A 25564-nucleotide genomic window follows, 5' to 3' on the forward strand; every position below is an offset into this window, starting at 1 on the left:
CGCGGGCCCGGAGGCCTATCGGGAAGGAACACGGCGCCGGGCGGGTAGCCCCTGCAGGCAGTCGCGCCGTGGTTGCAGCATGCCGTGGAAAGCTTTCAGCAGGCTTTCCACGGTGCGACTCGGTGATGACGCCGGCGATCAGCCGATGGTCATCAGGCTGGCGTTGCCACCCGCCGCAGCGGTGTTGACGCTCAGGGCGTGCTCGACCAGCAGGCGCTCCAGCGCGATGTCGGTCTCGCCCTTGTTCAGGCCGTGCACGCCGATGATGGCGCCCTTGCGCTGCGCAGCCTGCTCGCTCACCGCGCGCAGCTGGTCGGAATCGCCATGGTGCAGGATGGCATCCAGCTCCACGTCGATGCTGTTCCAGTCGGCCACCAGCTGGATGTGCTTCTGCACCTCCTTCGGCAGTTCGCTGTACAGCGCGCGCTGGCTTTCCAGCCAGATCGCCCGGCTGCCGACCGCCAGGGTGGCGGCCAGCTGGGCCAGCAGGTCGCCGCGCTCGTCGGCGAGGTTGAGTACGTGCTCACGCGGCAGCAGGGTGTAGCTGTTGCGCTCGCCGGTCGGGCCGGTCAGCAGGTGGCTGCTGTAGCTCTGCGACAGGCTGCGGTACTGCTCGAACAGGGCGGCGATGGCCGGCTCCTGCTGGCCCGCCCACTCGGCGAAGGCGGCGCGCAGCTTGTCCAGCTCGCTCGGCGCGGGCAGGGTCTGCACGTCGGCCTGTTGCAGGTACTGGGCGACGGCTTCCTGCGGACGAGTCGACAGCAGGCGGTACAGGTACAGCGGGCCGCCGGCTTTCGGGCCGGTGCCGGACAGGCCTTCGCCGCCGAACGGCTGCACGCCGACCACGGCGCCGACCATGTTGCGGTTGACGTACAGGTTGCCGACCTTGGCCGTGCCCACCACCTGGGCGATGGTCTCGTCGATGCGCGTGTGCACGCCGAGGGTCAGGCCGTAGCCGCTGTCGTTGATCTGCTGCAGCAGCTTGCCGAGGTCGGCGCGCTGGTAGCGCACCACGTGCAGCACCGGGCCGAAGATCTCGCGCTTCATTTCGTCGAAGCTGTCCAGCTCGATCAGGGTCGGCACGACGAAGGTGCCGCGCTTGATCTCTTCGCCGTTGGCGCGCGCCAGCTGGGTGACCTTGCGGCCTTTCTCGCGCAGCTTCTGAATGTGGGTCTCGATGCCCGCCTTGGCTTCGGCGTCGATCACCGGGCCGATGTCGGTGTTCAGGCGCTCCGGGTTGCCCAGGCTGTACTCGGCCATGGCGCCCTTGAGCATGGTCAGCACGCGGTCGGCGACGTCGTCCTGCACGCACAGCACGCGCAGGGCCGAGCAGCGCTGGCCGGCGCTGTCGAAGGCGGAAGCCACCACGTCCATCACCACCTGCTCGGTCAGTGCCGAGGAGTCGACGATCATGGCGTTGAGGCCGCCGGTCTCGGCGATCAGCGGAATGGTACGGCCCTGGGCATCCAGGCGGCCGGCGATGTTGCGCTGGAGGATGCCGGCGACTTCGGTGGAGCCGGTGAACATCACGCCACGCACGCGCTCGTCACCCACCAGGCGCGCACCGACGGTTTCGCCACGGCCCGGCAGCAGCTGCACGGCACCTGCAGGCACGCCGGCCTCGAGGAGGATGCGCACGGCCTGGGCAGCGACCAGCGGGGTCTGCTCGGCCGGCTTGGCCAGCACGGTGTTGCCGGCGGCCAGCGCCGCAGCGACCTGGCCGCTGAAAATGGCCAGGGGGAAGTTCCACGGGCTGATGCACACCACCGGGCCCAGCGGGCGGTGGCTGTCGTTGCCGAAGCTGCGCGCCTGGATCGCGTAGTAGCGCAGGAAATCCACGGCCTCGCGCACTTCGGCGATGGCGTTGGCGAAGGTCTTGCCGGATTCGCGCACCAGCAGGCCCATCAGTTGCTGCAGCTCGGCTTCCATCAGGTCGGCGGCGCGTTCCAGCACGGCGGCGCGCTCGGCCGGCAGGGTGGACTGCCAGATCTGCCCGCTGGCCATGGCGCAGAGGATGGCGCTGTCGACGTCGGCGATGCTGGCTTCGCGCACGTGGCCGACCAGGTCGCGGTGGTCGGCCGGGTTGCGTACCGGCTCCGGCTCGCCCGGGGCTGCGCCATCGCAGCCCAGCATCGGCTCGGCCAGGTAGCTGTGGTTGACGGTCGACAGCAGTGCCGAGGACAGCGAGCCGAGGCGGTGTTCGTTGGCCAGGTCGAGGCCGGCGGAGTTGAGGCGCTGCTGGCCGTACAGGTCACGCGGCATGGGGATGCGCGGGTGCGGCAGGCCGATGGTGCCTTCCTGGGCGGCCATCTGCTCGACCTGGACCACCGGGTCCAGCACCAGGTCTTTCAGCGAGATGCTGTGGTCGGCGATACGGTTGACGAAGCTGGTGTTGGCGCCGTTTTCCAGCAGGCGGCGTACCAGGTAGGCGAGCAGGGTCTCGTGGCTGCCCACCGGCGCGTAGATGCGGCACGGGCGGTTCAGCTTGCCATCGGCAAGCTTACCGACCACCTGCTCGTACAGCGGCTCGCCCATGCCGTGCAGGCACTGGAACTCGTACTGGCCCGGGTAGTAGTTCTGCCCGGCCAGGTTGTAGATGGCCGACAGCGAGTGGGCGTTGTGCGTGGCGAACTGCGGGTAGATGGCTTCCGGCGCGGCCAGCAGCTTGCGTGCGCAGGCGATGTAGGACACGTCGGTGTACGGCTTGCGGGTGTACACCGGGTAGCCTTCCAGGCCGTTGACCTGGGCCAGCTTGATCTCGCTGTCCCAGTAGGCGCCCTTGACCAGGCGGATCATCAGGCGGTGGCGGCTGCGCTTGGCCAGGTCGACGACGTAGTCGATCACGTACGGGCAGCGCTTCTGGTAGGCCTGGATGACGAAACCGATGCCGTTCCAGCCGGCGAGGCTCGGCTCGAAGCACAGGCGCTCGAGCAGGTCCAGCGACAGCTCCAGGCGGTCGGCTTCCTCGGCGTCGATGTTGATGCCGATGTCGTACTGCTTGGCCAGCTGGGTCAGGCTCAGCAGAGTCGGGTACAGCTCCTCCATCACGCGCTCGTACTGGGCGCGGCTGTAGCGCGGGTGCAGGGCCGAGAGCTTGATCGAGATGCCCGGGCCTTCGTAGATGCCACGGCCATGCGAGGCCTTGCCGATGGCATGGATGGCCTGCTCGTAGGAGGCCAGGTAGCGCTTGGCGTCTTCTTCGGTCAGCGCGGCTTCGCCGAGCATGTCGTAGGAGTAGCGGAAGCCCTTGCTTTCCAGGGTGGCGGCGTTGGCCAGGGCTTCGGCGATGGTCTCGCCGGTGACGAACTGCTCGCCCATCAGGCGCATGGCCATGTCCACGCCCTTGCGGATCACCGGCTCGCCGCTCTTGCCGATGATGCGGTTGAGCGCCGAGGTCATGCCCGCTTCGTTATGGGTGGAGACCAGCTTGCCGGTGATCAGCAGGCCCCAGCTCGCCGCGTTGACGAACATCGACGGGCTCTGGCCCAGGTGCTGGCTCCAGTTGCCGTTGGCGATCTTGTCGCGGATCAGGGCGTCACGGGTGGCCTTGTCCGGGATGCGCAGCAGCGCTTCGGCCAGGCACATCAGCGCCACGCCTTCCTGCGACGACAGCGAGAACTCCTGCAGCAGGCCCTGCACCAGGCCCTGGCGGCCGCTGGCGTTCTTCTGCTTGCGCAGCTTCTCGGCGATGCCGAGGGCCAGCTTCTGCGAGGCCTCGGCCTGCTCCCTGGTCAGGCGCGCCTGCTCCAGCAGCATGGGCACCACTTCGGTTTCCGGGCGGCGATAGGCGCTGGTGATAGCGGCGCGCAGCACCGACTGCGGCAGGATGCTCTCGGCGAAGTCGAGGAACACCTGCAGGCCTTGTTCGCTCAGCGACTCCAGGGCTTCCTCACCGGCGGCTGCGGCCAGGCCGGCATGCTCGGCGGGCGTCAGACCACTCTCGACCTGCTCCAGGTAGTTGAAGATTGCCTGCTTGATCATCCAGTGCGGAGTGCGGTCGATCTGCTGGGCGGCCTTCTTCAAGCGCTCGCGGGTGGCATCGTCGAGTTTTACGCCAAGGGTGGTGGTAGCCATGAGGAGTCCTACTTGTTATCAGGTTATGCACGGTAGAAAAATTGCCTGGGCAATCTTTGACGTCGCCTGCGACGGCCCGAAGGGTTGCTGCCAGGGATGGCGGGCAACAGAAAAGCTGCGGGAGATTAAACCTGAGAATATGCAAGGTGCAACCAGGTGCAACCAATAAATGCTCCGCGGCGACGAACGTCAGGGCCCGCTGCTCTTGCACCTCAAGGGTGCACGCAGCGGCGCGGCCTGGCAGCCGGGCGAGCGCGGGTCGGCCTGCTTCAGGTGCAACCAGGGTTGTACCCGCTTCGGCAGGGCTGCCGTTCTTTCAGGGTAGACCGCGCTGATGAGTTTGCCGGGGCGGGGTGACGGGCTGCGCGTGCCCGTTGCGGGAGGGAGGGTCAGCCGTTGCAGTTTTCACCGATGCGCTGATAGATCAGCGTGTGTCGCTCGCCCTGGGAGTCCAGGTAGACCAGGCGGGCTTCGCCGACGTCGCAGCCCTGGGGCAGGGTCTGGCTGACGATCCGGGCGATATCCAGTTGCATGCCGTAGTGATAGTGCTCGGCCGTTTCGGCCTGGGCCAGGTCGATGCTGCAACCCAGCGCCAGCAGGCAGGCGATCGCTTTCATAATGACCTCGATAGGGTACTGAAGGTGGTGCTAAAGAGGGCCGGCGTGCCGGCCCGAGGGGCGCTGGCCAGGAGCAGGGGAGGAGGCCAGCGCCGGGTGGAGCGGGAACTTCAGCCCTGCTGGTCGGCCTGCTGCGCGTGGGTCGATTGCGCGTGGCGCTCGGCATTCGCCTCGTGCTGCTGGTGCAGCTGCGCCTGTTGGTGAGCGATGAAGGCGGGCGACTCTTCGGCCAGGCAGGCCTGGGCGGCGAGCAGGGTGCTGAGGGAGAGGGCGGCGGCAGTCATAAGGTTTTTCATGGGGTGATCCTCGTGGGATTCTTCGTGGGTTCGAAGTCATCCTAATGAGGCGTGCACAGGCGAAAAAGCGCGTTCCGGGTGAATGACCCTTACCCCTTGCGCAACAATTTCTCCGCCGTCGCCCAGTGTTGCGGGTCGTCCAGTATGGCCTCGTCGCCCTGCAGCAGAGGTGGCAGTTCGGCCTTGAGGAATTCGACCCAGGTGCGGGTCTTGGCATCCAGGAAGCGCCGCGACGGATAGATCGCGTAGATGTTCAGCGCGCGCAGGCGGTGTTGCGGGAGGATGCGCAGCAGGCGTCCCTCGCGCAGCGGCTGGCTGGCCACGAAGGACGGCAACAGGCAGAAACCCATGCCGGCCTGGGCGGCCTTGACCAGTGCCTCGGCGACGTTGACCTGAAAGCATTCGCTCGGCAGGGCCTCCAGTTGTTCGTCACCGAAATCCCACTGACCGCGATACAGCGGGTCGGTCAGGCGCAGGTGACGGTGCCGTTGCAGGTCCTGCGGCTGCGCGGGGATGCCGTACTGGGCCAGGTAGCTGGGGGCTGCGCAGATCACGCTGTGGATCGCCCCGAGGTGCTGCGCGACCAGTTGCGAGTCCGGCAGGTCACGGGCGAAGGCGATGGTCACGTCGTGGCCGTCTTCGAGCAGGTCGGGGGTGCGCTGGGCCAGGGTCAGCTCCACCACGACCTGGGGGTGGTGCTCGGCGTAGCGGGCGATCAGCGGGGTGACGTGCTGCAGGCCGAGGCCGGTCATGGTGTGCACGCGCAGGCGACCGCTGGGGGTCTGGTGAGCGCCGCGGGCTTCGGCGTCGGCCTCGTCGACCTGCTCGAGGATCTGCCGGCAGCGCTCCAGGCAGCGTTCGCCGGTTTCGGTCAGGGCCAGGCGCCGCGTGGTGCGCTGCAGCAGGCGTGCCTGCAGGTGCTGCTCCAGGTCGGCGATCAGCCGTGACACCTGTGCCGTGGACAGGTCGAGCGCCTGCGCCGCGGCGGTGAAGCTGCCGCGCTCGACCACCTGAACGAACACGCGCATGCCATGCAAGGTATCCATTGTTGCTCCTGGCGTAATGAGCCAGGGGCATTATGCGCGATTACAGCGCGCCGAGGATCAGTTGTGCCGCCACCGCGAACATCATCGCCGCGACCCCCAGGTCGATCAGGCGCCAGGTCAGCGGGCGGGCCAGCCAGGGGGCGAGCCACGCCGCGCCGAGCGCCAGCGCGCTGAACCACAGCAGCGAGGCACTGGCGGCGCCGGCTGCATAGGCGCCAGGCTGGGGCTGCTGGGCGCCCAGCGAACCGATCAGCAACACCGTGTCGAGGTAGACGTGCGGGTTGAGCAGGGTGACCGCCAGCGCCGCGAGCATCACCGCGCGCAACGAGCGCGGCTCGCTACCGCTGGCCTGCAGCGCCTGGGGGCGTACGGCGCGCAGCAGCGCCTGGCTGGCGTACCAGATCAGGAAGGCCGCACCGCCCCAGCGGGCGATGGCCAGCAGCGTCGGGCTCTGTGCCAGCAGGGTGGCCAGGCCGAAGACCCCGGCCGCGACCAGCAGCGCATCGCAGAGGATGCACAGGGCCGCCACCGGCAGATGATGCTCGCGGCGCAGGCTCTGCGCCAGGACGAAGGCGTTCTGCGCGCCGATGGCCATGATCAGACCGATGGCGACCAGCAGGCCGTTGCTGTAGCTCTGCCACATCAGGCGGATTCCGGCAGGGAGGACGCCGCCAGGGCGCGCAGGGTGGACAGTGCCCGTTCGGCGCGTTCGCTGGGCACGAAGAGGTGGTCGTGGTGAAAGCCGGCGACCACGTTGCAACTGATGCCGGCCTGCGCCAGGGCGGCGGAGAAGGATGCGGTCAGGCCCACCGCCGCCAGTGACGAATGCACTTGCAGGGTGATCCAGGCCGCGACGTAGTCGTAGCTCAGGCCGTGGGCATCGGCGCTTTCCCGTGGCAGCACCAGGGTCAGACCTTCGGCTTCCTGCACGCTGGCCAGCGGGCGCAGGGCGCTGCAGTCGTGATCGGCGGCGACGCAGCAGAATACGTACTGACCGGGGTTGAGGTGCGGCGTCATGCTCTGCAGCAGTCGCGCGAGGTTGGTTTCGCCGGACATGGCGGGCTCCTGATCGAGTGAATGCTGGCGATTCTCCTGAGCCTGGATGTATAAGAGAAACAAATATTACTGATCAGGCATTAGGAAAATCGATTGTTCGACTACAAACTTCTGGCGGCCCTGGCTGCGGTGGTGGAGCAGGCCGGTTTCGAGCGCGCCGCGCAGGTGCTGGGGCTGTCGCAGTCGGCCGTGTCGCAGCGCATCAAGCTGCTCGAGGCGCGGGTCGGCCAGCCGGTGCTGGTGCGCGCGCTGCCGCCTGCGCCCACCGAGATCGGCCGCCGTCTGCTCAACCACGTGCAGCAGGTGCGCCTGCTCGAACGCGACCTGCAGGGTCAGGTCCCCGGGCTGGACGAGCAGAGCGCTCCCGAGCGCCTGCGGATCGCCATCAACGCCGACAGCCTGGCCACCTGGTGGGCGGCAGCCACCACCGAGTTCTGCGCCAGCCAGCGGGTGCTGATGGACCTGGTGGTGGAGGACCAGGACGTCGGCCTCAAGCGCATGCGTGCCGGCGAGGTGGCCGGTTGCGTGTGCGCCGCCGAACGTCCCGTGGCCGGGGCGCGCAGCCTGGCCCTCGGGGCGATGCGCTACCGCGCCCTGGCCAGCCCGGCGTTCATCGCCCGGCATTTCTCCTCGGGCGTCAGCCCCGCTGCGCTGGCCCGCGCACCGGCTATCGTCTATGGGCCGGACGACCAGTTGCAGCACCGCTACCTGGCCGAGCTGGGCGTCAGCGGTGCGTTCGCCTATCACCTGTGTCCGTCCTCGGAGGGGTTCGTGCGCATGGCCGAGGCCGGCCTGGGCTGGGGCCTGGTGCCGCAGTTGCAGGTACGCGAGGAACTGGCCAGCGGCAGGCTGGTGGACCTGTTGCCCGAGCGCTGCATCGATGTGCCGCTGTACTGGCATCACTGGCGCAACGGTGGCGAGCTCCTGGCCGGGCTCACGCAACAGCTGCAGCGTGCGGCGGCCACCGTGCTGGTGACGCCGGCCGGGCGTTGACTCCGTGCGCGGCCTGGCAGGTCGCTGTTCTGGCCGCCTGCGACAGGGCGACGCCGGGTTGGCGCTGCTAGAGTGCGGCAAACACAAGAACGACAGGGGGATGCGATGAGGATTCTGGTCACCGGCGCGAGCGGTTTCATCGGTGGGCGTTTCGCTCGTTTCGCGCTCGAGCAGGGCCTGACGGTGCGGGTCAACGGCCGGCGTGCGGATGGCGTGCAGCACCTGATCAAGCGTGGCGCCGAGTTCGTCCAGGGCGACCTGGGCGATGCCGAGCTGGCGAGGACGTTGTGTCGGGATGTCGAGGCGGTGGTGCACTGTGCGGGCGCGGTGGGCGTCTGGGGCGACTACGCGCATTTTCACCAGGCCAACGTGACGGTGACCGAGAACGTCATCGAGGCCTGCCTCAAGCAGAAGGTACGGCGCCTGGTGCACCTGTCCTCACCGTCGATCTACTTCGACGGGCGCGCCCACGTCGATATCCGCGAAGAGCAGGTGCCCAAGCGTTTTTCCGATCATTACGGCAAGACCAAGTACCTGGCCGAGCAGCAGGTGTTCGGCGCCCAGGAATTCGGCCTGGAGGTGATCGCCCTGCGCCCGCGCTTCGTCACCGGCGCGGGCGACACCAGCATCTTCCCGCGACTGATCGGCATGCAGCGCAAGGGCCGTCTGGCGATCATCGGCAATGGCCTGAACAAGGTCGACTTCACCAGTGTGCACAACCTCAACGCGGCCTTGCTCAGCGCGCTGCAGGTCGGCGGCCCGGCGCTGGGGCAGGTCTACAACATCAGCAACGGTACGCCGGTGCCGCTGTGGGACGTGGTCAACTACGTGCTGCGCCGGCTGGAGCTGCCGCCGGTCACGCGGCACATGCCGTTCGCCCTGGCCCATGCCGCCGCCTCGCTCAACGAGGGCATTTGCCGGATACTGCCGGGCCGGCCCGAGCCGGGCCTGTTTCGTCTCGGCGTGGCGGTGATGGCCAGGGACTTCTCGCTGAACATCGATCGCGCACGTGAGTTCCTCGACTACCAGCCGACGGCGAGCCTGTGGGATGCGCTGGATGAGTTCTGCACCTGGTGGCAGGTGCAGTGTGGCGATCAGGCGTAGATGCGCTGGCCGCGGTAGATGCGCACGGAGCCGGTCGCTTCGCCGACCGGCACTTCGACGGTGGCCAGCGGGGTGACGGTGGCCCGCCGTGGCTGATCGGACAGCTCGGCCAGGCGCTGGCCCAGGCGGCGGGTTTCCTCGTCGTTGGACTGCAGGCTGCCGTCGAGCATGGCGCTGATGACATCGCTCTGGCTCAGGCGGATGTCGACCGCCAGCTCGTCGCGCAGACGGCGACGCAGTGTCTTCATGCAGTCCAGTACTTCTTTGTTCAGTTCCATTGCCACTTCCCCCGGTTGGTTGAAGGATCACGGTCTGCGGCGTCCGTCGCCATCCGTAATCGCGCCAGCCCTCGTCCTCTGGCTGGGACACTGCTTCGAGTCCGTTCGCGGTCGATCGAGCGTGGGCGTTGCCGCGTTGCAAACAGGCTGGAACGTCAGGCTGCCGTCACTGTTGGTGAACGGCGCCAGCTCATCTGTCTGCGCCTTGCATCGCTCTGGCTCGCCAGAACCTGGAACCGACTCCTTTTCGTGCTTTGCAGAACTTTCAGGCCGCCTGCTGGCTTGTGAGCGACACCGGGTCGGCGTGCCCACGACAACTGGAAAAGCAAAGTGCGTACCAGTTCAAATTTCGCGGAACTGCTGGGCCGTGGCCGGGTCGATGGCCCTGTCGCGCCCTTCGTCGGTGCGCCGCGCACCTCCCTGGCGCGGCGCTGATGCGCCAGTGGCGAATCGGTATACTGCGCGGCAGTTTCGTTCACCCCTTTCCCCCATAGGTTTGACCATGCGCAACGACGCCAACGACGAGCTCGACAACCTGCCCAGCCTGACCCCCGAGCGCCGCGAGGATTACGCCGACCTGCATGACGAACCCGCGCCGCGCAGCCCCCGCCCCAGCAGCGCCAAGGCGCCGGTGGTGAAGGGCGCCAGCACCGGGCCGCTGTGGGCACTGGTCGGTGCGCTGAGCTTCGCCCTGGCCGGGCTGGGCTGGTGGAGCCTGCAGCAGATCGGCCTGATGGAGCAGCGCCTGGTGGCGACCCAGGAAAGCTTCGCGCGCATCAGCGAGGAAGCTGCCGGACGCATCCAGGACATTTCCGGCAAGGTGGTGGCCACCGAGTCCAGCGTCACCAGCGGCAGCGAGGCGCTCAAGTTGCAGGTCAAGCAACTGGAAAACCGCCTGGCCGAACTGGCCAAGCAACAGCAGCAGGGCGCTACGGCACAGGTCGCGCTGGACAAGCGCGTCGAGCAACTGGGCAGCGAGCTGAAGAGCGGCATTGGCGCCAGTGCCGAGCTCGACAAGCGGGTGCAGGCGCTGGCCAGCGAGCAGACGGCACTGAAGGCGGCGCAGGGCGATGCCAAGGCGACGCAGGCGGCGCTGGACAAGCTCGACAGCCGTATCAAGAGCCTCGCTGGCGATGTCCAGACGCTGCAGAAGCAGGGCGACCCGAGCCAGGCCGTTCGCAGCCTGGAGCAGGACCTGCTGGTACTGCGCAGCGAGCTGGACAATCGTCCGGCTGCCAGCGCCGGCCCGAACACCGCCGAGTTCGATGCTTTCCGCGCGCAGATGACGCGCAACATCAATACGCTGCAGAGCCAGATGGTCAACCTGCAGCAGCAGATCGATCGGCGCTGAGGCTACGCCGGATGAACGAACGCCCCGCATTGCGGGGCGTTTTTCTTGGTCGCGGGCCAGGCCCCTGCCACAGGTGTCACGCCGTGGGAGGGGCCTGGCTGGCGATTACAGGCGCGGGTAGTCGATGTAGCCGACCGGGCCGGAGCCGTAGAAGGTGTCCGGGTGCGGCTCGTTGAGGGCGGCATCCTGCTCCAGGCGTGCCGGCAGGTCCGGGTTGGCGATGAACGGCACACCGAAGGCCACCGCGTCGGCCTTGCCGTCGGCCAGCCAGGCGTTGGCCTGGTCCTTGGTGAAGCGCTCGTTGGCGATGAACACGCCGCCGAATGCCTGCTTCAGCTGCGGCGTCAGGCTGTCGTCGTCTTCCTTCTCGCGGGCGCAGATGAAGGCGATACCGCGCTTGCCCAGCTCACGGGCGACATAACCGAAGGTCTCGGCGCGGTTCGCGTCGCCCATGTCGTGGGCGTCGGCACGCGGCGCCAGGTGCACGCCGACGCGGCCTGCGCCCCATACGGAGATGGCGGCGTCGGTCACTTCCAGCAGCAGACGGGCACGGTTTTCCAGGCTGCCGCCATAGCGGTCGGTACGCTGGTTGGTGCTGCTCTGCAGGAACTGGTCGAGCAGATAACCATTGGCGCCGTGGATTTCCACGCCGTCGAAGCCGGCGGCCATGGCGTTCTCGGCACCCTGGCGGTAGGCCTCGACGATATCGGCGATCTCTTCGGTTTCCAGGGCACGCGGGGTGACGAAGTTCTTCAGCGGACGCACCAGGCTGACGTGGCCCGCCGGCTGGATGGCGCTCGGCGCTACCGGCAGCTCGCCGTCGAGGTAGATCGGGTCGGAGATACGACCCACATGCCACAGCTGCAGCACGATCTTGCCGCCGTTGGCGTGCACGGCGTGGGTGATGTTGCTCCAGCCACGGATCTGCTCGTCGGACCAGATGCCGGGGGTGTTCGGGTAGCCGACGCCCATCGGCGTGACGGCAGTGGCTTCGCTGATGATCAGGCCGGCCGAGGTACGCTGCACGTAGTACTCGGCCATCAGCGCATTGGGGACGCGGCCTTCGTCGGCGCGGCAGCGGGTCAGGGGGGCCATGATGATGCGGTTGGCCAGTTGCAGATCACCGATCTGGATAGGGTCGAACAGAGTGGGCATGGTGTTACCTCCGGGTTCAGAGTTGTTGGCCGAGACGCTCGACGAAGGCCTGGATCAGCTCGTCGTTGCGTTTGAAGAAGTGCCATTGGCCGACCTTGCGGCTGGTCACCAGACCGGCGCGTTGCAGGGTGGTCAGATGGGCGGAGACGGTGGATTGCGACAGCCCCGTGCGCAGGAAGATCTTGCCGGCGCACACGCCAATTTCCAGCGGGTGCTCCTGCTCGGGGAAGTGGCGCTCGGGTTCCTTCAGCCAGTCGAGAATGTCGCGGCGTACGGGGTGGGCGAGGGCCTTGATGATGGCGTCGAGGTCTATGTCCATGGCGCTGTCGGTGTGTATCGTCATGTGGCGAACCTTATATCGCTTCGAGTCGATATACAGATCGATTGTCCCGATAGTCGCCATCGACGGCTTCGATTGTCCGGCGTCTGGCGCTAAGCTCGTGGCATGAACTATCTGGCTCATCTGCACCTGGGTGGCGACACGCGAGCGCAACTGCTCGGCAGCCTGTATGGCGACTTCGTCAAAGGGCCGCTGAACGGCCAGTGGCCCGCCGATATCGAGGCCGCCATCCGCCTGCATCGGCGTATCGATGCGTTCACCGACAGCCATCCGCTGCAGGCGCGCGCACGGGCACGCTTCCCGCTCGAGCGACGGCGCATGGCGGGCATGCTGCTGGACCTGTTCTTCGACCACTGCCTGGCGCGCGACTGGCAGGACTACGCCGAACAGCCGCTGCAGCAGTTCACCGGGCAGGTGTACCGGGTACTGGCCGCCGAGCCGGCGCTGCCGGGACGTCTGGCGCTGATGGCGCCGCGCATGGCGGCGCAGGACTGGCTCGGCAGCTATCGCGAGTTCGCCGTGCTCGAGCAGGTGATTGCCGGCATGCAGCGGCGTCTTTCACGACCGCAGTTGCTCGACGGCAGCCTGGTCGAGCTGGAGCGGCTGTACGTGCCGCTCAGCGACGACTTTCGTGCCTTCTACCCCGAGCTGATGGCCTTTGCCGAGGCCGAGCTGAACGCTGTGCGCTAGCGTCGCCGCGCAAGTGCCTCCCAGGCGGCCAGGCGCAGCGCCTGGCGACGCATCCGCCTGCTCAGGTCGCCCGGGCATGCAGGCCACAGCGCCGCACCAGGCATTTCTCCAGTTCCGCGACGACGAACAGCGTCACCCCGGCGAGCAGCACCCGCAGCCATTCGTCGGCACTCATGCTCTCGGAGCCGAACAGGCCCTGCAGCGGCGGCGCGTAGGTGAACAGCAGTTGCAGCACCAGGCAGAGGGCGATGGTCAGCGGCACGGCCGGGTTGCCCAGCAGCCCCTCGCGGCTGAGCACCGGGCCAAGCAGACTGCGGCTGTTGAACAGGTAGAAGATTTCGCACATCACCACGGCGTTGACCGCGATGGTGCGGGCACTTTCCACGCTGTTGCCGAGTTCCAGCTCCCAGAGGAACAGGCCGATGCCGGCGCTGGCGATGAGCACCGAGACCATCAGCACGCGCCAGACGAAGAAGGCCGACAGCAGCGGCTCGTCGGGGGCGCGCGGGGCGCGCTGCATCAGCCCGCGCTCGCTGGGCTCGAAGGCCAGGGCCAGCCCCAGGGTGCAGGAGGTGACCATGTTGATCCACAGCACCTGGGCCGGGGTCAGCGGCAGCACGGCCTGGAACAGGATGGCGAAGATCACGATCAGCGCCTGGCCGCCGTTGGTCGGCAGGGCAAAGAGGATGAATTTCTTCAGGTTGTCGTAGATCGCCCGGCCTTCGCGCACGGCGCCGGCGATGGTGGCGAAGTTGTCGTCGGCGAGCACCACCTCGGCGGCCTCCTTGGCCGCCTCCGTACCCTTGTGGCCCATGGCGACGCCGACGTCGGCGCGTTTCAGCGCCGGGGCATCGTTGACGCCGTCACCGGTCATCGCCACCACCTCACCGCTGTCCTGCATGGCCTGTACCAGGCGCAGCTTGTGCTCGGGGCTGGCCCGGGCGAAGACTTCCACGCCGGGCAGCACCTCGCGCAGGCGGCGGTCGTCGAGCAGCTCCAGCTCGGCGCCGGTCATCGCCGGCAGGCCGATGCCGATGCCCAGCTGGGCGCCGATGGCGCGTGCGGTTTCGGCGTGGTCGCCGGTGATCATCTTCACCCGGATGCCGGCCTGCTGGCATTCGGCGACGGCGGCGATGGCTTCCTCTCGCGGCGGGTCGATGATGCCGACCAGCGCCAGCAGGGTCAGGCCCGTCTCCACGTCGCTGAAGTTCAGGGTGCGCTGGCTGGCCGCCGCCGGTTTGCTGGCCAGGGCCAGCAGGCGCAGGCCACGGGCGGCCAGATCGGTGGCCTGGCGTCGCCAGTAGTCGGCGTCCAGCGGGGCATCGCTGCCATCGGCCAGGCGCTGGCTGGCGCACATGTCCAGCAGGCGCTCGGGGGCGCCCTTGAGGTAGACCAGGCCCTGGCCGGCATGGTCGTGATGCAGGGTGGCCATGAAGCGATGCTCGGACTCGAACGGAATCGCATCGCTGCGTGGCAGTTGCGCCTGCAGTGCCTGGATGTCGAGGCCGCTTTTGAGCGCCAGGGTCAGCAACGCGCCTTCGGTGGGGTCGCCGTGCAGCCGCCAGTGGCCATGCTCGTCCTGCTGCAGGCGGGCGTCATTGCACAGCTGCGCCGCACGCGCCGTTTCCAGCAGGGCGTGGTCGGGTTCCTGCAGCTGGCCGTCCAGATGGAAGGCGCCTTCCGGCGCATAGCCGACGCCGCTGACGTCGAGGACACGCTCGGCACTGACCACGCGCTGCACGGTCATCTCGTTGCGGGTCAGGGTGCCGGTCTTGTCCGAGCAGATCACCGTCACCGATCCCAGGGTCTCCACGGCCGGCAAGCGCCGCACGATGGCGTTCTGTCCGGCCATGCGCTGGACGCCGAGCGCGAGGATCACCGTCATGATGGCCGGCAGGCCCTCGGGGATCGCCGAGGCGGTCAGCGCCACCACCATCATGAACATGTCACCGGGGTTCTGCCCGTGCCAGAACGTGCCGAGGATGAAGGTGGCCAGGGCGAGGACCAGGATGATCACCGCCAGCCAGCGGCTGAACTGCTCGATCTGCCGCAGCAGCGGCGTGGACAGCGCCTGTACCTGCTGCAGCATGGCGCCGATGCGGCCCAGCTCGGTGTCCGCGCCGGTGGCAACCACCAGCCCGCTGGCTTGGCCGCTGCTGACCAGGGTGCCGGAATAGGCCATGCAGCGGCGATCGCCCAGGGCGGCGTCCTGGCGGCAGTGCGCCACGGACTTTTCCACCGGTACCGATTCGCCGGTCAGCGCCGCTTCTTCCACCAGCAGGTTCTTCACGCTGAGCAGGCGCAGGTCGGCCGGCACCTTGTCGCCGGAGACCAGCAGCACCACGTCGCCGGGAACCAGCTGCTCGGCATCGATCTCGTGGCGCTCGCCGTCGCGGCGCACCATGGCGTGCGGCGAGAGCATGTCGCGGATGGCGTTCAGGGCATTCTCGGCCTTGCCCTCCTGGATGAAGCCGATGACCACGTTGATCAGCACCGCCGCCAGGATCACCGCCGTGTCGACCCAGTGGCCGAGCAGGGCGGCAATCAGCGCGGCGCCCAGCATCAGGTACAGCAGCACGTTGTGGAACTGGTAGAGCAGGCGCAGCAGCGGGCCGCGCTTCTGCGGGGGCGGCAGGCGGTTGGCGCCGTGCTGCTGCAGGCGCGCCCGGGCCTGCTCGCTGTCGAGCCCGCCCGGCGTGCTGTGCAGCGCATCGAGGGCCTGCTGTGCAGTCAATTCGTGCCAGGCGCGGTCACTATGTTCAGAGGGGCGGTTGCCCATGGGGCGTGTCTCCTGCGGTGGGCCGGGCGGTAGCTGGCTGGCGCATTCCTCGGCCGAGCGAATCGTCAGACATACCCTAGTTGGCTTTACCGCCCCCGACCTGACTTGCATCAACGAGTGGCGGGTCAGGAGAGGCTTGAATGTAACTCGGTGTTAAACGCATGGAGGAAACGAGATGATCAAGATTCTGGTAGCGACCGACCTGTCCGAGCGCTCGGCGCATGCGGTGCAGCGCGCCGTGCAACTGATCCGTCAGCAGGGCGGTGGCGAGTGGTGCCTGCTGCATGTGATCGATGACGACGCGCCGGTCGAGATCGTCCAGCGCCAGGTGCAGCAGGCCGAGACCCTGTTGCAGAGCCAGGCGCAGCGACTGGCCGAGCAGGCGGGTTGCCGCCCGCAGGTGCTGGTCGGCACCGGCGAGCCGGACGTGGTCATCGTCGAGAGTGCCCAGGGCATGGGCGCCGACCTGCTGGTGGTGGGGGCGCACCGCAAATCACCGCTGCGTGATTTCTTCTCCGGCACCACGCTCGAGCGGGTGGTGCGCAGCAGCCATCTGCCGGTGCTGCGGGTCAACGGCCCGGTGACGCATGCATACCGCCATGCGGTGCTGGCGATGGACCACTCGCGGACCGCGCAACAGGCCCTGGTGCGCGCGCGTGAGCTGGGCCTGCTGGTGCCTGAGCAGCTGCATGTCGCCAGCGCGGTCGAGCCGGTGGCCGCCGGTGCGGTGATGGAGGTCGGGATCAGTGCCGAGGTGCTGGAGGACCAGCGGGACGTGCAGCGTCAGCAGGTGAGCGAGCGGCTGGCCGAAGTCGGGGTGAACCTCGATCACGAACGCCTGCTGGTACAGATCGGTTCGCCCGAGGGCGTGGTCGGCGACGCCCTGCGCCAGTCCGGTGGCGATCTGCTGGTGCTCGGCACGCATGCGCGCGAGGGCGTTTCGCGTTTCTTCCTGGGCAGCGTGGCCAACCGCCTGCTGGCGACGATCGACAGCGACGCGCTGATCGTTCCGCCAGCCGCCTGAGGGTGTCGGGTCAGGCCGCTTCGGCCTGACCCAGCGGCAGGTCCGCCTGCAGGGCGCTGGCGATGATCGCCTGGCTGTGGCGCGCCAGTTCGTTGCGGCTGCGCGCGGCACTGGGGATCGGCTCGAGGAGACGGATCTCGACTTCGCCCGCTGGGCTGGAAAGCAGGCGCAGTAGGTGCGAAAGCATGTCGTCGTCGCCGATGAACGGCGCCACCGGGCAGGGCTGGCCGGCGCGCAGGTAGCGGATGGCCACGGGCTGCAGGGCGACGCCGCTGTCGATGGCGCTGCTCAGCAGGCGGCCATGGAAGGTGCGCACGGCCAGGCCGTCGGTGGTGGTGCCCTCGGGGAATATCAGCAGGTTGTGACCCTGCTGCAGGTGACGACCGATCTGCTGGCCGATCAGGTTGCTGTCGCCCGAGCCACGGCGGATGAACAGGGTGCCGGCCTTGTGTGCCAGCCAGCCGGCCACCGGCCAGGCACGCACTTCCGCCTTGGACAGGAAGGAAATCGGCTGCAGGGCGCCGAGTAGCGGGATGTCGGTCCAGGACACGTGGTTGGCCACCCACAGCATCGGCTGCGCAGGCAGCTCGCCGGCGACCGTCACGCGAAAGGGCAGGGCGCCGCCCAGGCGCGCGAGAAACCAGCGGGTCAGGCGTTGGCGCAAGGGCATCAGGTCATGCCGGGCGACGCGCTCGCACAGGCTGACGACGCCGGCCAGCAGTGCGCCGAAGGCGATCACCAGGGCCAGATGAAAGAGGCGCAGGGAAAGACGCAGTTTGGCCATCGAGGCCTCCGCTTGAAAACGAGTGCCGGCATTATCCACGGATGACGGCGTTTGGCGATGGCCGGCCGGATTGTCTGCCGGCGACGGCGGGCAGGGCGCGCCGCCGCCAGCGCGTTTCAGACCGCGGCCTTGAAGTGGCGAGCGTAGCGCGGGCACAGCTCGTCGCGCTTGAGCAGGATGAACACGTCGGCCACCTGGAAGTCGCGGTCCCAGCAGGGCTCGCCGCAGATCTTCGCGCCCAGGCGCATGTAGGCCTTGAGCAGCGGCGGCATCTCGGCGATGACGTTGCCCGGCAGGTCCAGCTGCGGCAGCGGGTGCTTGGGTTCGGCGCGCAGGTGCTCGGTGCACAGGTAGCGCTCGCGCAGGCGTTGCATGATCGCCTGCGCCTGGATGCCGCCGTCCTGCATGGGAATGCTGGCGCAGCCCATCAGGTAGCGATAGCCGCCCTCGTTGAGGACCTCGGCCAGCTCACCCCAGAGCACGGCGATGGTGGCGCCGTTGCGGTAGGCGCTGTCGACGCAGGTGCGGCCGATCTCCAGTACCGGACCTTCCAGCCTGGTCAGGCCGTGCAGGGCGAATTCTTCCTCGCTGTAATAGCGGCCCAGGCCGGCAGCGGCCTGGTGATCGAGCAGGCGGGTGGTGGCCACCAGCTCGCCGCTCTGCATGTCGCGCACACCGATATGGCGGCAGTGAATGTCGTAGTCGTCCATGTCCAGACCCAGTTCGGCACCGTTGAGCTTGGCGTCGAATTCCGCGCTGAACACGCGGTAGCGCAAGGCCTGAGCTTCACGCAGGGCGGCGGGGCCTTGCAGGCGTTCGGCCTGCAGACGGCGAGCGGTTTGAGTCATGCCTGATCCTCCGTGTGCCGGCTGGCTACTTGCAGCCGGTCGATCTTGTTGGGCAAGCTCAGGCTAGGTCGGTGTGGTGTCATCACCGTGACGCTTTTTTGATGCTTATGTGACGGCGCCCGAGGCGCTGCGAAGGAGATCTGCGATGCCCTGGTCGAGCCTGTTTCAGCCTGTCGAGCGTCTGTCTGCGGAGCAGGGCCTGGAGGACTGGTATGGCCGCTTGCTGGCCAGCCTGGGGGGGACGCCGGCTCCGTTCGAGCTGGCGCTGGTCGGCGGCCTGCGCGCGGCCACGCCGGGCCTGGCCTTTCTTGCCGGCTACCAGGCGGCGCTGCGGGTGCTCTGGCCCGCAGCGCCGTGGACGGCCGGCGCCCTGTGCGTGACGGAGAACCGCAGCACCCGTCCGGCGGACATGAGCACGCGCATCTACGGCCTGTACGTCAGTGGCCGCAAGGACTTCGTCACCGCCGCCGAGTGCGCCGACTGGTTGCTGGTGGCCGCTCGCGAGGAGGCGGCGGACGAGTCGCCGCGCCTGGCCCTCGGCGTGGTTCGCCAGGGCGCACCGGGTGTACGCATCGAAGCCTTGCCGGCGCTGCCGCTGATGCCCGACATCGGTCATGCCCGCCTGCACCTGGATCAGGCGCAGGGCGAGCGTCTGGCCGGCGATGGCTGGGACGACTACGTCAAACCCTTCCGCACCCTGGAGGATCTGCACGTGCTGACCGCCGTGACCGCGTGGCTGTCCGGCGTGGGGCGTGAATGCGCCTGGCCCGAACCCCTGCTGTTGCGTCTGCAGGCCTTGCTGGCCGGTTGCGCCGAGGTGGCGCGGCAGGCGCCCAATGCGGCCACTACGCACCTGTTGCTGGCCGGCCTGTTCGCCGAGCAGCAGGCATTGGCCGGCGAACTGGATGCGGCGCTGGCCGCCGGCCCGGCGCACTGGGCCGGGCTGTGGCAGCGCGACCAGGGCCTGCTGCGCATTGCCGAGGCGGCGCGCAGCAAGCGCCTGGAGAAAGCGCGACGGATTGTCGCCGGCTGTTGATCCATATCAGTGCCGGCCCCTGGGCATGGGATTAATGTGGCCTCGCGTTTTTCCCGAGAGGTTTCCATGCGCCGCGAGCCCATCGTGCTGTTCGATAACGGCAGCCACCAATGCCTGATGTTCGATGACCTGGTCAGCGGCGAGGGCGTGCAATCCAACCAGTTCCTGATCACCGACAACGAGCAGTACCTGCTGCTCGATCCGGGCGGTGACCTGACGTACACCCCCTTGTCGCTGGAGCTGTCCAAGCACATCAGCGTGCAGGACCTGACCTACATCTTCGCCTCGCACCAGGACCCGGACATCATCGCGTCCCTGGACAAGTGGCTGCTGCACACCAGCGCACGGGTCATCTGCTCCAAGCTGTGGGCCCGCTTCCTGCCGCACCTGACGGCCAATTACCTGGCCCTGAGCCGTGGCATCAATACCTACGACCGCATCATCGCGTTGCCGGACCGTGGCCAGAGCATCCCGCTGGGCAAGTGCAAGCTCAAGGCGGTGCCCGCGCACTTCCTCCACTCGGTGGGCAACTTCCAGCTGTATGACCCGGTGAGCAAGATCCTATTCTCCGGCGACATGGGCGCGTCGATGGTCGACGACGCCACGCCGGTGCGTGACTTCGTCAACCATGTGCCGAACATGGAGGGCTTCCACCGTCGCTACATGGCCGGCAACAAGGCCTGTCGCCTGTGGGCGGCGATGGTGCGCGAGATGGATGTGGCGATGATCGTGCCGCAGCACGGCCGGCCTTTCGTGGGGGCGGAGATGATCAGCGCCTTCCTCTACTGGATCGAGAACCTCGAGTGTGGCCTCGACCTGATGGGCCCCGAGGATTACTGCCTGCCCCGATGAGTACAGCAGATGGCGCAATAGGCGCTTCAAGCTGTCGTGGCCGGCATGCTAGGGTGCGCCTCGGTCATTAAACCGAGGCCCGCCATGTCGATCCGTTCTCTTCGCCGCCTGAGCCTGACGCTCGGCTTCAGCCTGCTTGCCGGCGCCGCCCACGCGGAAAACTGGCCGCAACCCGACTGGCAGGTGCAGTCTGCGGCGCAGACGCCAGCCCTCGCCGAGCTGGAGCGCTATGCCTTCCCCGAACGTGACGATGCCCAGCGCACGGGCATTCGTACCGACGCGCTGCTGGTGGTGCGCGATGGCCGCATCGTCTACGAGCGCTATGCCGAACCGACCACGGCGCAGACCGCGCACCTGAGCTGGTCGATGGCCAAGAGCGTCTTCGCCACCGTGCTCGGCGTGGCCTATGGCGAGGGACGCTTCAGGCTCGATGCAGCGGCCGCGCAGTACTACCCGGCGATGGCCGAGCACCCGCAGATCAAGATGGGACACCTGCTCAACTGGGCCTCGGGTCTGGACTGGCAGGAGGACTACGAATACGCGCCGCTGAAGTCGTCGGTGGTGGCCATGCTCTACACCCGGGGGCGTGGCGACATGGCTGCGTTCGCCGCTGCGCATGCGGCCGACGCCGCGCCCGGTACGCGCTTCCGCTATTCCAGCGGCGACAGCAATGTCCTGGCCGCCACCCTGCGCGGCATGCTCGGGCAGCAGGCCTACGCCGACTATCCCTGGACCGCGCTGTTCGAGCCGCTGGGCATCACCAGCGCGGCATGGGAACGCGATGCCAGCGGGACCTTCATCGCCTCGTCCTACGCCTACATGACCGCCCGTGACCTGGCGCGCATCGGCCTGCTCATGCAGCGCGGCGGGCGCTGGGGCGAACGGCAGCTGCTGCCGTCGGCCTGGGTCGATTTCGTTTCCACGCCCTTCGCCGCCTACATGGCGCAGGGGGTCGCTCCGGGTGATGCCGTACCCGGCGGTCAGTGGTGGCTCAATCCCGAGCTGCCGGGCCGACCGCGACCGTGGCCGGACGCGCCGAGCGATACGCTCGCCGCGCTGGGGCACTGGGGGCAGGGCCTGTACGTGATGCCGAAGGAGAACCTGGTGGTGGTGCGCTATGCCGATGACCGCGACGGCAGCTTCCAGCACAACGAATTGCTCAAGCGCGTGCAGGCGGCCTTCGCCGCGGAGGTACAGCCATGATCCGTCGTCATCCGCTGCTCAGCGTGCTGGCCCTGCTGCTCCTCGTGCTGCTGGCCTGGGCCTGGGCGAATCGCCAGCACCTGGCGGCCTTCCCCGACATCATCGGCGCCTACACGGCCAAGGAGTACTGCTCCTGTCGTTACGTCAGCGGCAACCCGGCGGCCTATTGCGAAGGCTACGTGCAGCAGTACGTGCCGATCAGCAGTCTGCTCGACGACGAAGACGCCAGACGCGTGACCGCCAGCGGCCTGGGCCGTACCCACAGCGCCGCGTGGCTGGGCGCGCGCCAGGGCTGCCAGCTGCTGCCGAACGAGTGACGCCTGACGGCGCGCTCCAGGGGCTGCGCCAGCGGGCGGCGAGGCGCGGGCGTGCGGGCTTTGCAAGGCGGCCCATGGCGGCTATCGTGGCCGACCGGTCATGCCGTTTTCCGAGCCCTCATGCGCCATTCGCCGTTCTCCTCATTGCCTGTCGTCACCGCCTGTAACGGGGCGCTGCGGGCGTTCCTCTTGCCACAGGGGCCAAGCATCCTGCCCTGCGGCCAGGTGTGCTGAGCGTGGCGTCGCGCGGCACCATCTACCCCTGGCGGGCGGGCAACCGTTTCGAACTGCTGCTCGATGGCGCGGTGTTCTTCCCGCGCATGCTGGCCGCGATCGCCGCGGCCGCGCAGCAGGTGGAGGTGGAGCTGTACCTGATCGAGGATGGCCAGTGCAGCGAGCGCCTGGTCGATGCGCTGTGCCGGGCCGCTGCCCGTGGCGTGCGGGTGCGCGGCCTGTTCGATGCCTACGGTGCGGCGGGACTGGCAGCGCCGGCGCGTGAGCGCCTGCTGGCGGCTGGGGTGGAACTGCGCTGGTACAACCCGCTGCGCTGGCGTCGTGGCGTGCGCAACTTTCATCGGGATCATCGCAAGCTGGTGCTGGTGGATGGCCGCCTGGCCTATGTCGGTGGCACGGGCGCCACCGACGAATTCTGGTTGCCCAGCGAGTCGCGCAGCCCCTGGCACGAAGTCATGGTGGAGATCGAAGGGCCGCTGGTAGGCGACTGGCAGCAGTTGTTCGAGCACCAGTGGCGGGCGCGCTTCGCCTGGCGTCCGCGGCACCAGCCGCTGGCGCTGAGTCTGCCGGACTGCCCGCCGGCGGGGCTCGGCCTGGGCCGCGTGGCCTACGCCGATGCCGCCCAGCACCGTGACATTCTGCTGTCCCTGCTACGGGCGCTGCGAGGGGCCCGCCAGCGCGTCTGGCTGGCCACGCCGTACTTCCTGCCCACCTGGAAGATTCGCCGAGCGCTGCGTCGGGCGGCGGCGCGCGGCGTCGAGGTGCGTCTGCTGCTGGCCGGCCGCCACACCGATCACCCGCCGGTGCGCTTCGCCGGCCAGCGCTACTACCCCAAGCTGCTCAAGGCAGGCGTGCGCATCTTCGAATACCAGCCCCGTTTCCTGCACCTGAAGATGGTCCTGGTGGACGACTGGGTCAGTGTCGGATCGTGCAACTTCGATCACTGGAACCTGCGTTTCAACCTCGACGCCAACGTCGAGGCACTCGATCCGGGCTTCACCCAGGCGGTGGCGGCGTGCTTCATCGAGGATTTCGCCGTCAGCCGCGAGATCACCCTCGACGACTGGCAGCAGAGGCCCTGGTGGCGCCGCGCCCAGCAACGCCTGTGGGGCTGGCTGGATCGGCTGGCGGTGAACCTGCTGGACCGCTGGCGCTGAAGCGCTTCAGCGCGTGCTGACGTTTCGCCCGAACACACCGAAGAACAGCAGGTGCAGGCCCACCGGCAGCAACAGCCAGCGATAGGGGGTATCGGCCTGCCAAAGCTGGTACAGCGCGAGCGGATGGGCGAGCAGCAGCAGCCACCAGCTCAGCGTTGCCAGGTGCTTGAGCCACGCCTGGCGCTGTTCGTTGCGAAAGTTGAGCAGGCCGAACGCGCCGGGCAGGAAGGCGAAGATCGCGCCCATGGCGAGGGCCAGCGAGGCGCAGAGTTTCAGCAGTATCTCCATGAATCGTGTCGCTCCCGTGATGCGTAGGTGCGCAGCATGCCTGCTCGGCCGCCCGGGGGAAAGTTCCCCGTCCCCTTGATGGTCCGTCATTCATCGCGCTTGGGTCGCCGCGCGCAGGCCCGGTGCAGGGCGCCATTCATCCTTTCGAGCGACAGATGAAATCCCTCCTTGGTGCGCTTAACCGGGTCGCGGTCGCTGCGTAGGGTTCCCTGCAGCTGTACCCCACTTCAGGAGACCCGCATGACAAGAACAACAGGGCCCGGACTATTCCAGCCGCACACCTTGGCTTTGGCCGTCGCCGTCGGTTTCGCCGCGCAGGCGCAGGCCGTCACCTTCAACATCGGCGAGATCGAAGGGCAGTTCGACAGCTCGCTGTCGATCGGCGCCAGTTGGTCGATGCGCAGCCCGGACCGCGACTTGATCGGACCGAACAACGGCGGTCAGGGGCAGGCGCAGACCGGCGACGACGGTCGCCTGAACTTCAAGAAGGGCGAGACCTTCTCGAAGATCTTCAAGGGCACCCATGACCTGGAGCTGCGCTATCGCGACACCGGCGTCTTCGTGCGTGGCAAGTACTGGTACGACTTCGAACTCAAGGACGAGAGCCGTCTGTTCAAGGACATCGACGAGCACAACCGCAAGGAAGGCGCCAAGTCCGCCGGCGCCGAGATTCTCGACGCCTTCGTCTACCACAACTACACGATCGGTGACCTGCCTGGCACCGTGCGGCTCGGCAAGCAGGTGGTGAGCTGGGGTGAGAGCACCTTCATCGGCAACAGCATCAACTCGATCAACCCCATCGACGTGGCCGCCTTCCGCCGGCCAGGGGCCGAGCTCAAGGAAGGCCTGATCCCGGTCAACATGTTCTACCTGTCGCAGAGCCTGAGCGACCAACTGAGCATGGAGGCGTTCTACCAGCTGGAGTGGGACCAGACGGTGATCGACAACTGCGGCACCTTCTTCTCCACCGCCGACGTCGCCGCCGACGGTTGCGACAGCGGCTATCACATCGGTTCGCCGGCCATCGCGCCGCTGCAACCGGTGGCAGCGGCCTTCGGCCAGGGTTTCCAGGTGGATTCCGAAGGGGTGATTCTGCCGCGTGCGGGGGATCGCGATGCGCGTGACAGTGGCCAGTGGGGCGTGGCCCTGCGCTGGCTGGGTGACGAGACCGAGTACGGCGCGTACTTCATGAACTATCACAGCCGCACACCCATCGTCGGCACACAGAATGCCAGCCTGGCGACGCTGGCCGCGCTGCCCAACATCATCGCCACCGCCAATGGCATCTCTCCCGGTTCGGGGGCTGGTCTCGCGCAGAGCGTGATGCTGGGCAACGGCAAGTACTTCCTGGAGTACCCGGAAGACATTCGCCTCTACGGCCTGAGCTTCGCCACCACCCTGCCGACCGGCACCGCCTGGAGTGGCGAGGTCAGCTATCGGCCGAACATGCCGCTGCAGATCAACACCACCGACATGACCCTGAGCCTGCTCAACCCCATCGCGCCCGGCACCGCGCCGGTCTCGGCCGGGGCAGGGCAGGACAACATCGGTTACCGGCGCAAGGAGGTCACCCAGCTACAGACCACCTTCACCCACTTCTTCGATCAGGTGATGGGCGCCGGACGCTTCACCCTGGTGGGCGAGGTCGGCATGGCCCACGTCGGTGGTCTGGAGAGCCGCGAAGACCTGCGCTACGGGCGTGACTCGCTGTTCGGCGCCTACGGTTTCCGTGGCGACACCCATGGCTTCGTCACCCGCACCTCCTGGGGCTACCGCGTGCGCGGCATCTGGGAGTACAGCAACGCCATCGCCGGGGTGAACCTCAAGCCGAACATCTCCTGGTCGCATGACGTCGACGGCTACGGCCCCAACGGCCTGTTCAACGAGGGTGCCAAGGCCGTGAGCATCGGTATCGACGCCGACTACCGCAATACCTACACCGCCAGCCTGTCGTACACCGACTTCTTCGGCGGGGATTACAACGTCGCGGTGGACCGCGACTTCCTGGCGCTCAGCTTCGGCGTGAGCTTCTAGGCCATCAG

24 protein-coding genes are annotated in these 25564 nt (G+C 67.8%); 11 read left to right on the forward strand and 13 right to left on the reverse strand.

Annotated elements, in window-relative coordinates:
* Window positions 1-138: 138 nt before the first annotated feature.
* The 6 genes from putA to E4487_RS07780 form a co-directional block, all read right to left on the reverse strand.
* On the reverse strand, window positions 139-4074 hold the full coding sequence (gene putA / locus E4487_RS07755) for a trifunctional transcriptional regulator/proline dehydrogenase/L-glutamate gamma-semialdehyde dehydrogenase (protein WP_134677735.1): 3936 nt from the start codon (window positions 4072-4074) through the stop codon (window positions 139-141).
* A gap of 389 nt (window positions 4075-4463) precedes the next feature.
* A complete protein-coding gene (locus tag E4487_RS07760; protein WP_047588005.1) occupies window positions 4464-4691 on the reverse strand; it encodes a DUF2790 domain-containing protein in 228 nt (75 codons plus the stop codon).
* Between the two features lie 110 nt (window positions 4692-4801).
* On the reverse strand, window positions 4802-4987 hold the full coding sequence (locus tag E4487_RS07765; protein ID WP_175253067.1) for a hypothetical protein: 186 nt from the start codon (window positions 4985-4987) through the stop codon (window positions 4802-4804).
* Window positions 4988-5076: 89 nt separating this feature from the next.
* The gene (locus tag E4487_RS07770; RefSeq protein WP_175253068.1) at window positions 5077-6033 is read right to left on the reverse strand and encodes a LysR family transcriptional regulator; all 957 of its coding nucleotides are present in this window, start codon (window positions 6031-6033) and stop codon (window positions 5077-5079) included.
* Between the two features lie 40 nt (window positions 6034-6073).
* Complete coding sequence (locus E4487_RS07775) at window positions 6074-6676, reverse strand: LysE/ArgO family amino acid transporter (RefSeq protein WP_134677732.1); 603 nt, start codon at window positions 6674-6676, stop codon at window positions 6074-6076.
* Entirely contained in the window at window positions 6676-7089 is a 414-nt protein-coding gene (locus E4487_RS07780; RefSeq protein WP_047587431.1) for an ACT domain-containing protein, read from the reverse strand. Before E4487_RS07780 ends, E4487_RS07775 begins: the two co-directional genes overlap by 1 nt.
* A gap of 93 nt (window positions 7090-7182) precedes the next feature.
* On the opposite strand from E4487_RS07780, the gene E4487_RS07785 reads away from it, so the two are divergent.
* Together E4487_RS07785 and E4487_RS07790 are read left to right on the forward strand one after the other, a co-directional pair.
* The gene (locus E4487_RS07785) at window positions 7183-8082 is read left to right on the forward strand and encodes a LysR family transcriptional regulator ArgP (protein WP_134677731.1); all 900 of its coding nucleotides are present in this window, start codon (window positions 7183-7185) and stop codon (window positions 8080-8082) included.
* A 105-nt stretch (window positions 8083-8187) separates the two neighbouring features.
* A complete protein-coding gene (locus E4487_RS07790; protein WP_175253069.1) occupies window positions 8188-9186 on the forward strand; it encodes an NAD(P)-dependent oxidoreductase in 999 nt (332 codons plus the stop codon).
* Here the strand turns inward: E4487_RS07790 and E4487_RS07795 are convergent.
* Entirely contained in the window at window positions 9177-9464 is a 288-nt protein-coding gene (locus E4487_RS07795; protein ID WP_037046969.1) for a hypothetical protein, read from the reverse strand. The genes E4487_RS07790 and E4487_RS07795 overlap by 10 nt on opposite strands.
* 502 nt (window positions 9465-9966) lie before the next feature.
* Between E4487_RS07795 and E4487_RS07800 the strand changes: the two genes are divergently transcribed.
* Entirely contained in the window at window positions 9967-10815 is an 849-nt protein-coding gene (locus E4487_RS07800) for an ATPase (RefSeq protein WP_175253070.1), read from the forward strand.
* A gap of 105 nt (window positions 10816-10920) precedes the next feature.
* Here E4487_RS07800 and E4487_RS07805 read toward each other — a convergent pair whose 3' ends face one another.
* Together E4487_RS07805 and E4487_RS07810 are read right to left on the reverse strand one after the other, a co-directional pair.
* A complete protein-coding gene (locus E4487_RS07805) occupies window positions 10921-11970 on the reverse strand; it encodes an alkene reductase (RefSeq protein WP_175253071.1) in 1050 nt (349 codons plus the stop codon).
* Between the two features lie 16 nt (window positions 11971-11986).
* Window positions 11987-12289 carry a helix-turn-helix transcriptional regulator gene (locus tag E4487_RS07810; protein WP_037047412.1) on the reverse strand — a complete coding sequence of 101 codons (303 nt, stop codon included), beginning with the start codon at window positions 12287-12289 and terminating at the stop codon, window positions 11987-11989.
* A 126-nt stretch (window positions 12290-12415) separates the two neighbouring features.
* Between E4487_RS07810 and E4487_RS07815 the strand changes: the two genes are divergently transcribed.
* The gene (locus E4487_RS07815) at window positions 12416-13000 is read left to right on the forward strand and encodes an ACP phosphodiesterase (RefSeq protein WP_037046980.1); all 585 of its coding nucleotides are present in this window, start codon (window positions 12416-12418) and stop codon (window positions 12998-13000) included.
* 61 nt (window positions 13001-13061) lie between these two features.
* Here the strand turns inward: E4487_RS07815 and E4487_RS07820 are convergent, their stop codons facing one another.
* Entirely contained in the window at window positions 13062-15779 is a 2718-nt protein-coding gene (locus E4487_RS07820; protein WP_175253072.1) for a cation-transporting P-type ATPase, read from the reverse strand.
* 175 nt (window positions 15780-15954) lie between these two features.
* On the opposite strand from E4487_RS07820, the gene E4487_RS07825 reads away from it, so the two are divergent.
* Window positions 15955-16803: a universal stress protein gene (locus tag E4487_RS07825; protein WP_037046986.1), complete on the forward strand. Its 849-nt coding sequence runs from the start codon at window positions 15955-15957 to the stop codon at window positions 16801-16803.
* 10 nt (window positions 16804-16813) lie between these two features.
* Here E4487_RS07825 and E4487_RS07830 read toward each other — a convergent pair whose 3' ends face one another.
* Together E4487_RS07830 and olsB are read right to left on the reverse strand one after the other, a co-directional pair.
* Window positions 16814-17587, reverse strand: a complete 774-nt coding sequence (locus tag E4487_RS07830; protein ID WP_134677725.1) for a lysophospholipid acyltransferase family protein — start codon at window positions 17585-17587, stop codon at window positions 16814-16816.
* A gap of 116 nt (window positions 17588-17703) precedes the next feature.
* Window positions 17704-18435 (reverse strand): L-ornithine N(alpha)-acyltransferase, encoded by a 732-nt coding sequence (gene olsB, locus E4487_RS07835; RefSeq protein ID WP_037046991.1) that lies wholly within the window; start codon window positions 18433-18435, stop codon window positions 17704-17706.
* Between the two features lie 145 nt (window positions 18436-18580).
* On the opposite strand from olsB, the gene E4487_RS07840 reads away from it, so the two are divergent.
* The 5 genes from E4487_RS07840 to E4487_RS07860 all read left to right on the forward strand — a co-directional run bounded on the left by E4487_RS07840 (window position 18581) and on the right by E4487_RS07860 (window position 23234).
* Window positions 18581-19471, forward strand: coding sequence for an acyl-CoA dehydrogenase family protein (locus E4487_RS07840; protein ID WP_175253073.1), 891 nt, complete (start codon window positions 18581-18583; stop codon window positions 19469-19471).
* A 66-nt stretch (window positions 19472-19537) separates the two neighbouring features.
* Window positions 19538-20323 (forward strand): MBL fold metallo-hydrolase, encoded by a 786-nt coding sequence (locus E4487_RS07845; RefSeq protein WP_037046995.1) that lies wholly within the window; start codon window positions 19538-19540, stop codon window positions 20321-20323.
* Window positions 20324-20407: 84 nt separating this feature from the next.
* Window positions 20408-21526, forward strand: coding sequence for a serine hydrolase (locus E4487_RS07850; RefSeq protein ID WP_175253074.1), 1119 nt, complete (start codon window positions 20408-20410; stop codon window positions 21524-21526).
* Entirely contained in the window at window positions 21523-21843 is a 321-nt protein-coding gene (locus E4487_RS07855) for an amidase (RefSeq protein WP_150608345.1), read from the forward strand. Before E4487_RS07850 ends, E4487_RS07855 begins: the two co-directional genes overlap by 4 nt.
* 236 nt (window positions 21844-22079) lie before the next feature.
* The gene (locus tag E4487_RS07860) at window positions 22080-23234 is read left to right on the forward strand and encodes a phosphatidylserine/phosphatidylglycerophosphate/cardiolipin synthase family protein (protein WP_256663076.1); all 1155 of its coding nucleotides are present in this window, start codon (window positions 22080-22082) and stop codon (window positions 23232-23234) included.
* 6 nt (window positions 23235-23240) lie between these two features.
* Here the strand turns inward: E4487_RS07860 and E4487_RS07865 are convergent, their stop codons facing one another.
* Entirely contained in the window at window positions 23241-23522 is a 282-nt protein-coding gene (locus E4487_RS07865) for a hypothetical protein (RefSeq protein ID WP_037047003.1), read from the reverse strand.
* A gap of 240 nt (window positions 23523-23762) precedes the next feature.
* On the opposite strand from E4487_RS07865, the gene E4487_RS07870 reads away from it, so the two are divergent.
* Window positions 23763-25556 (forward strand): DUF1302 domain-containing protein, encoded by a 1794-nt coding sequence (locus E4487_RS07870; RefSeq protein ID WP_037047005.1) that lies wholly within the window; start codon window positions 23763-23765, stop codon window positions 25554-25556.
* Window positions 25557-25564: the final 8 nt, after the last annotated feature.

The organism is Pseudomonas sp. BMW13 (assembly GCF_013357275.1).
GTDB classification, from domain to species: domain Bacteria; phylum Pseudomonadota; class Gammaproteobacteria; order Pseudomonadales; family Pseudomonadaceae; genus Aquipseudomonas; species Aquipseudomonas khazarica.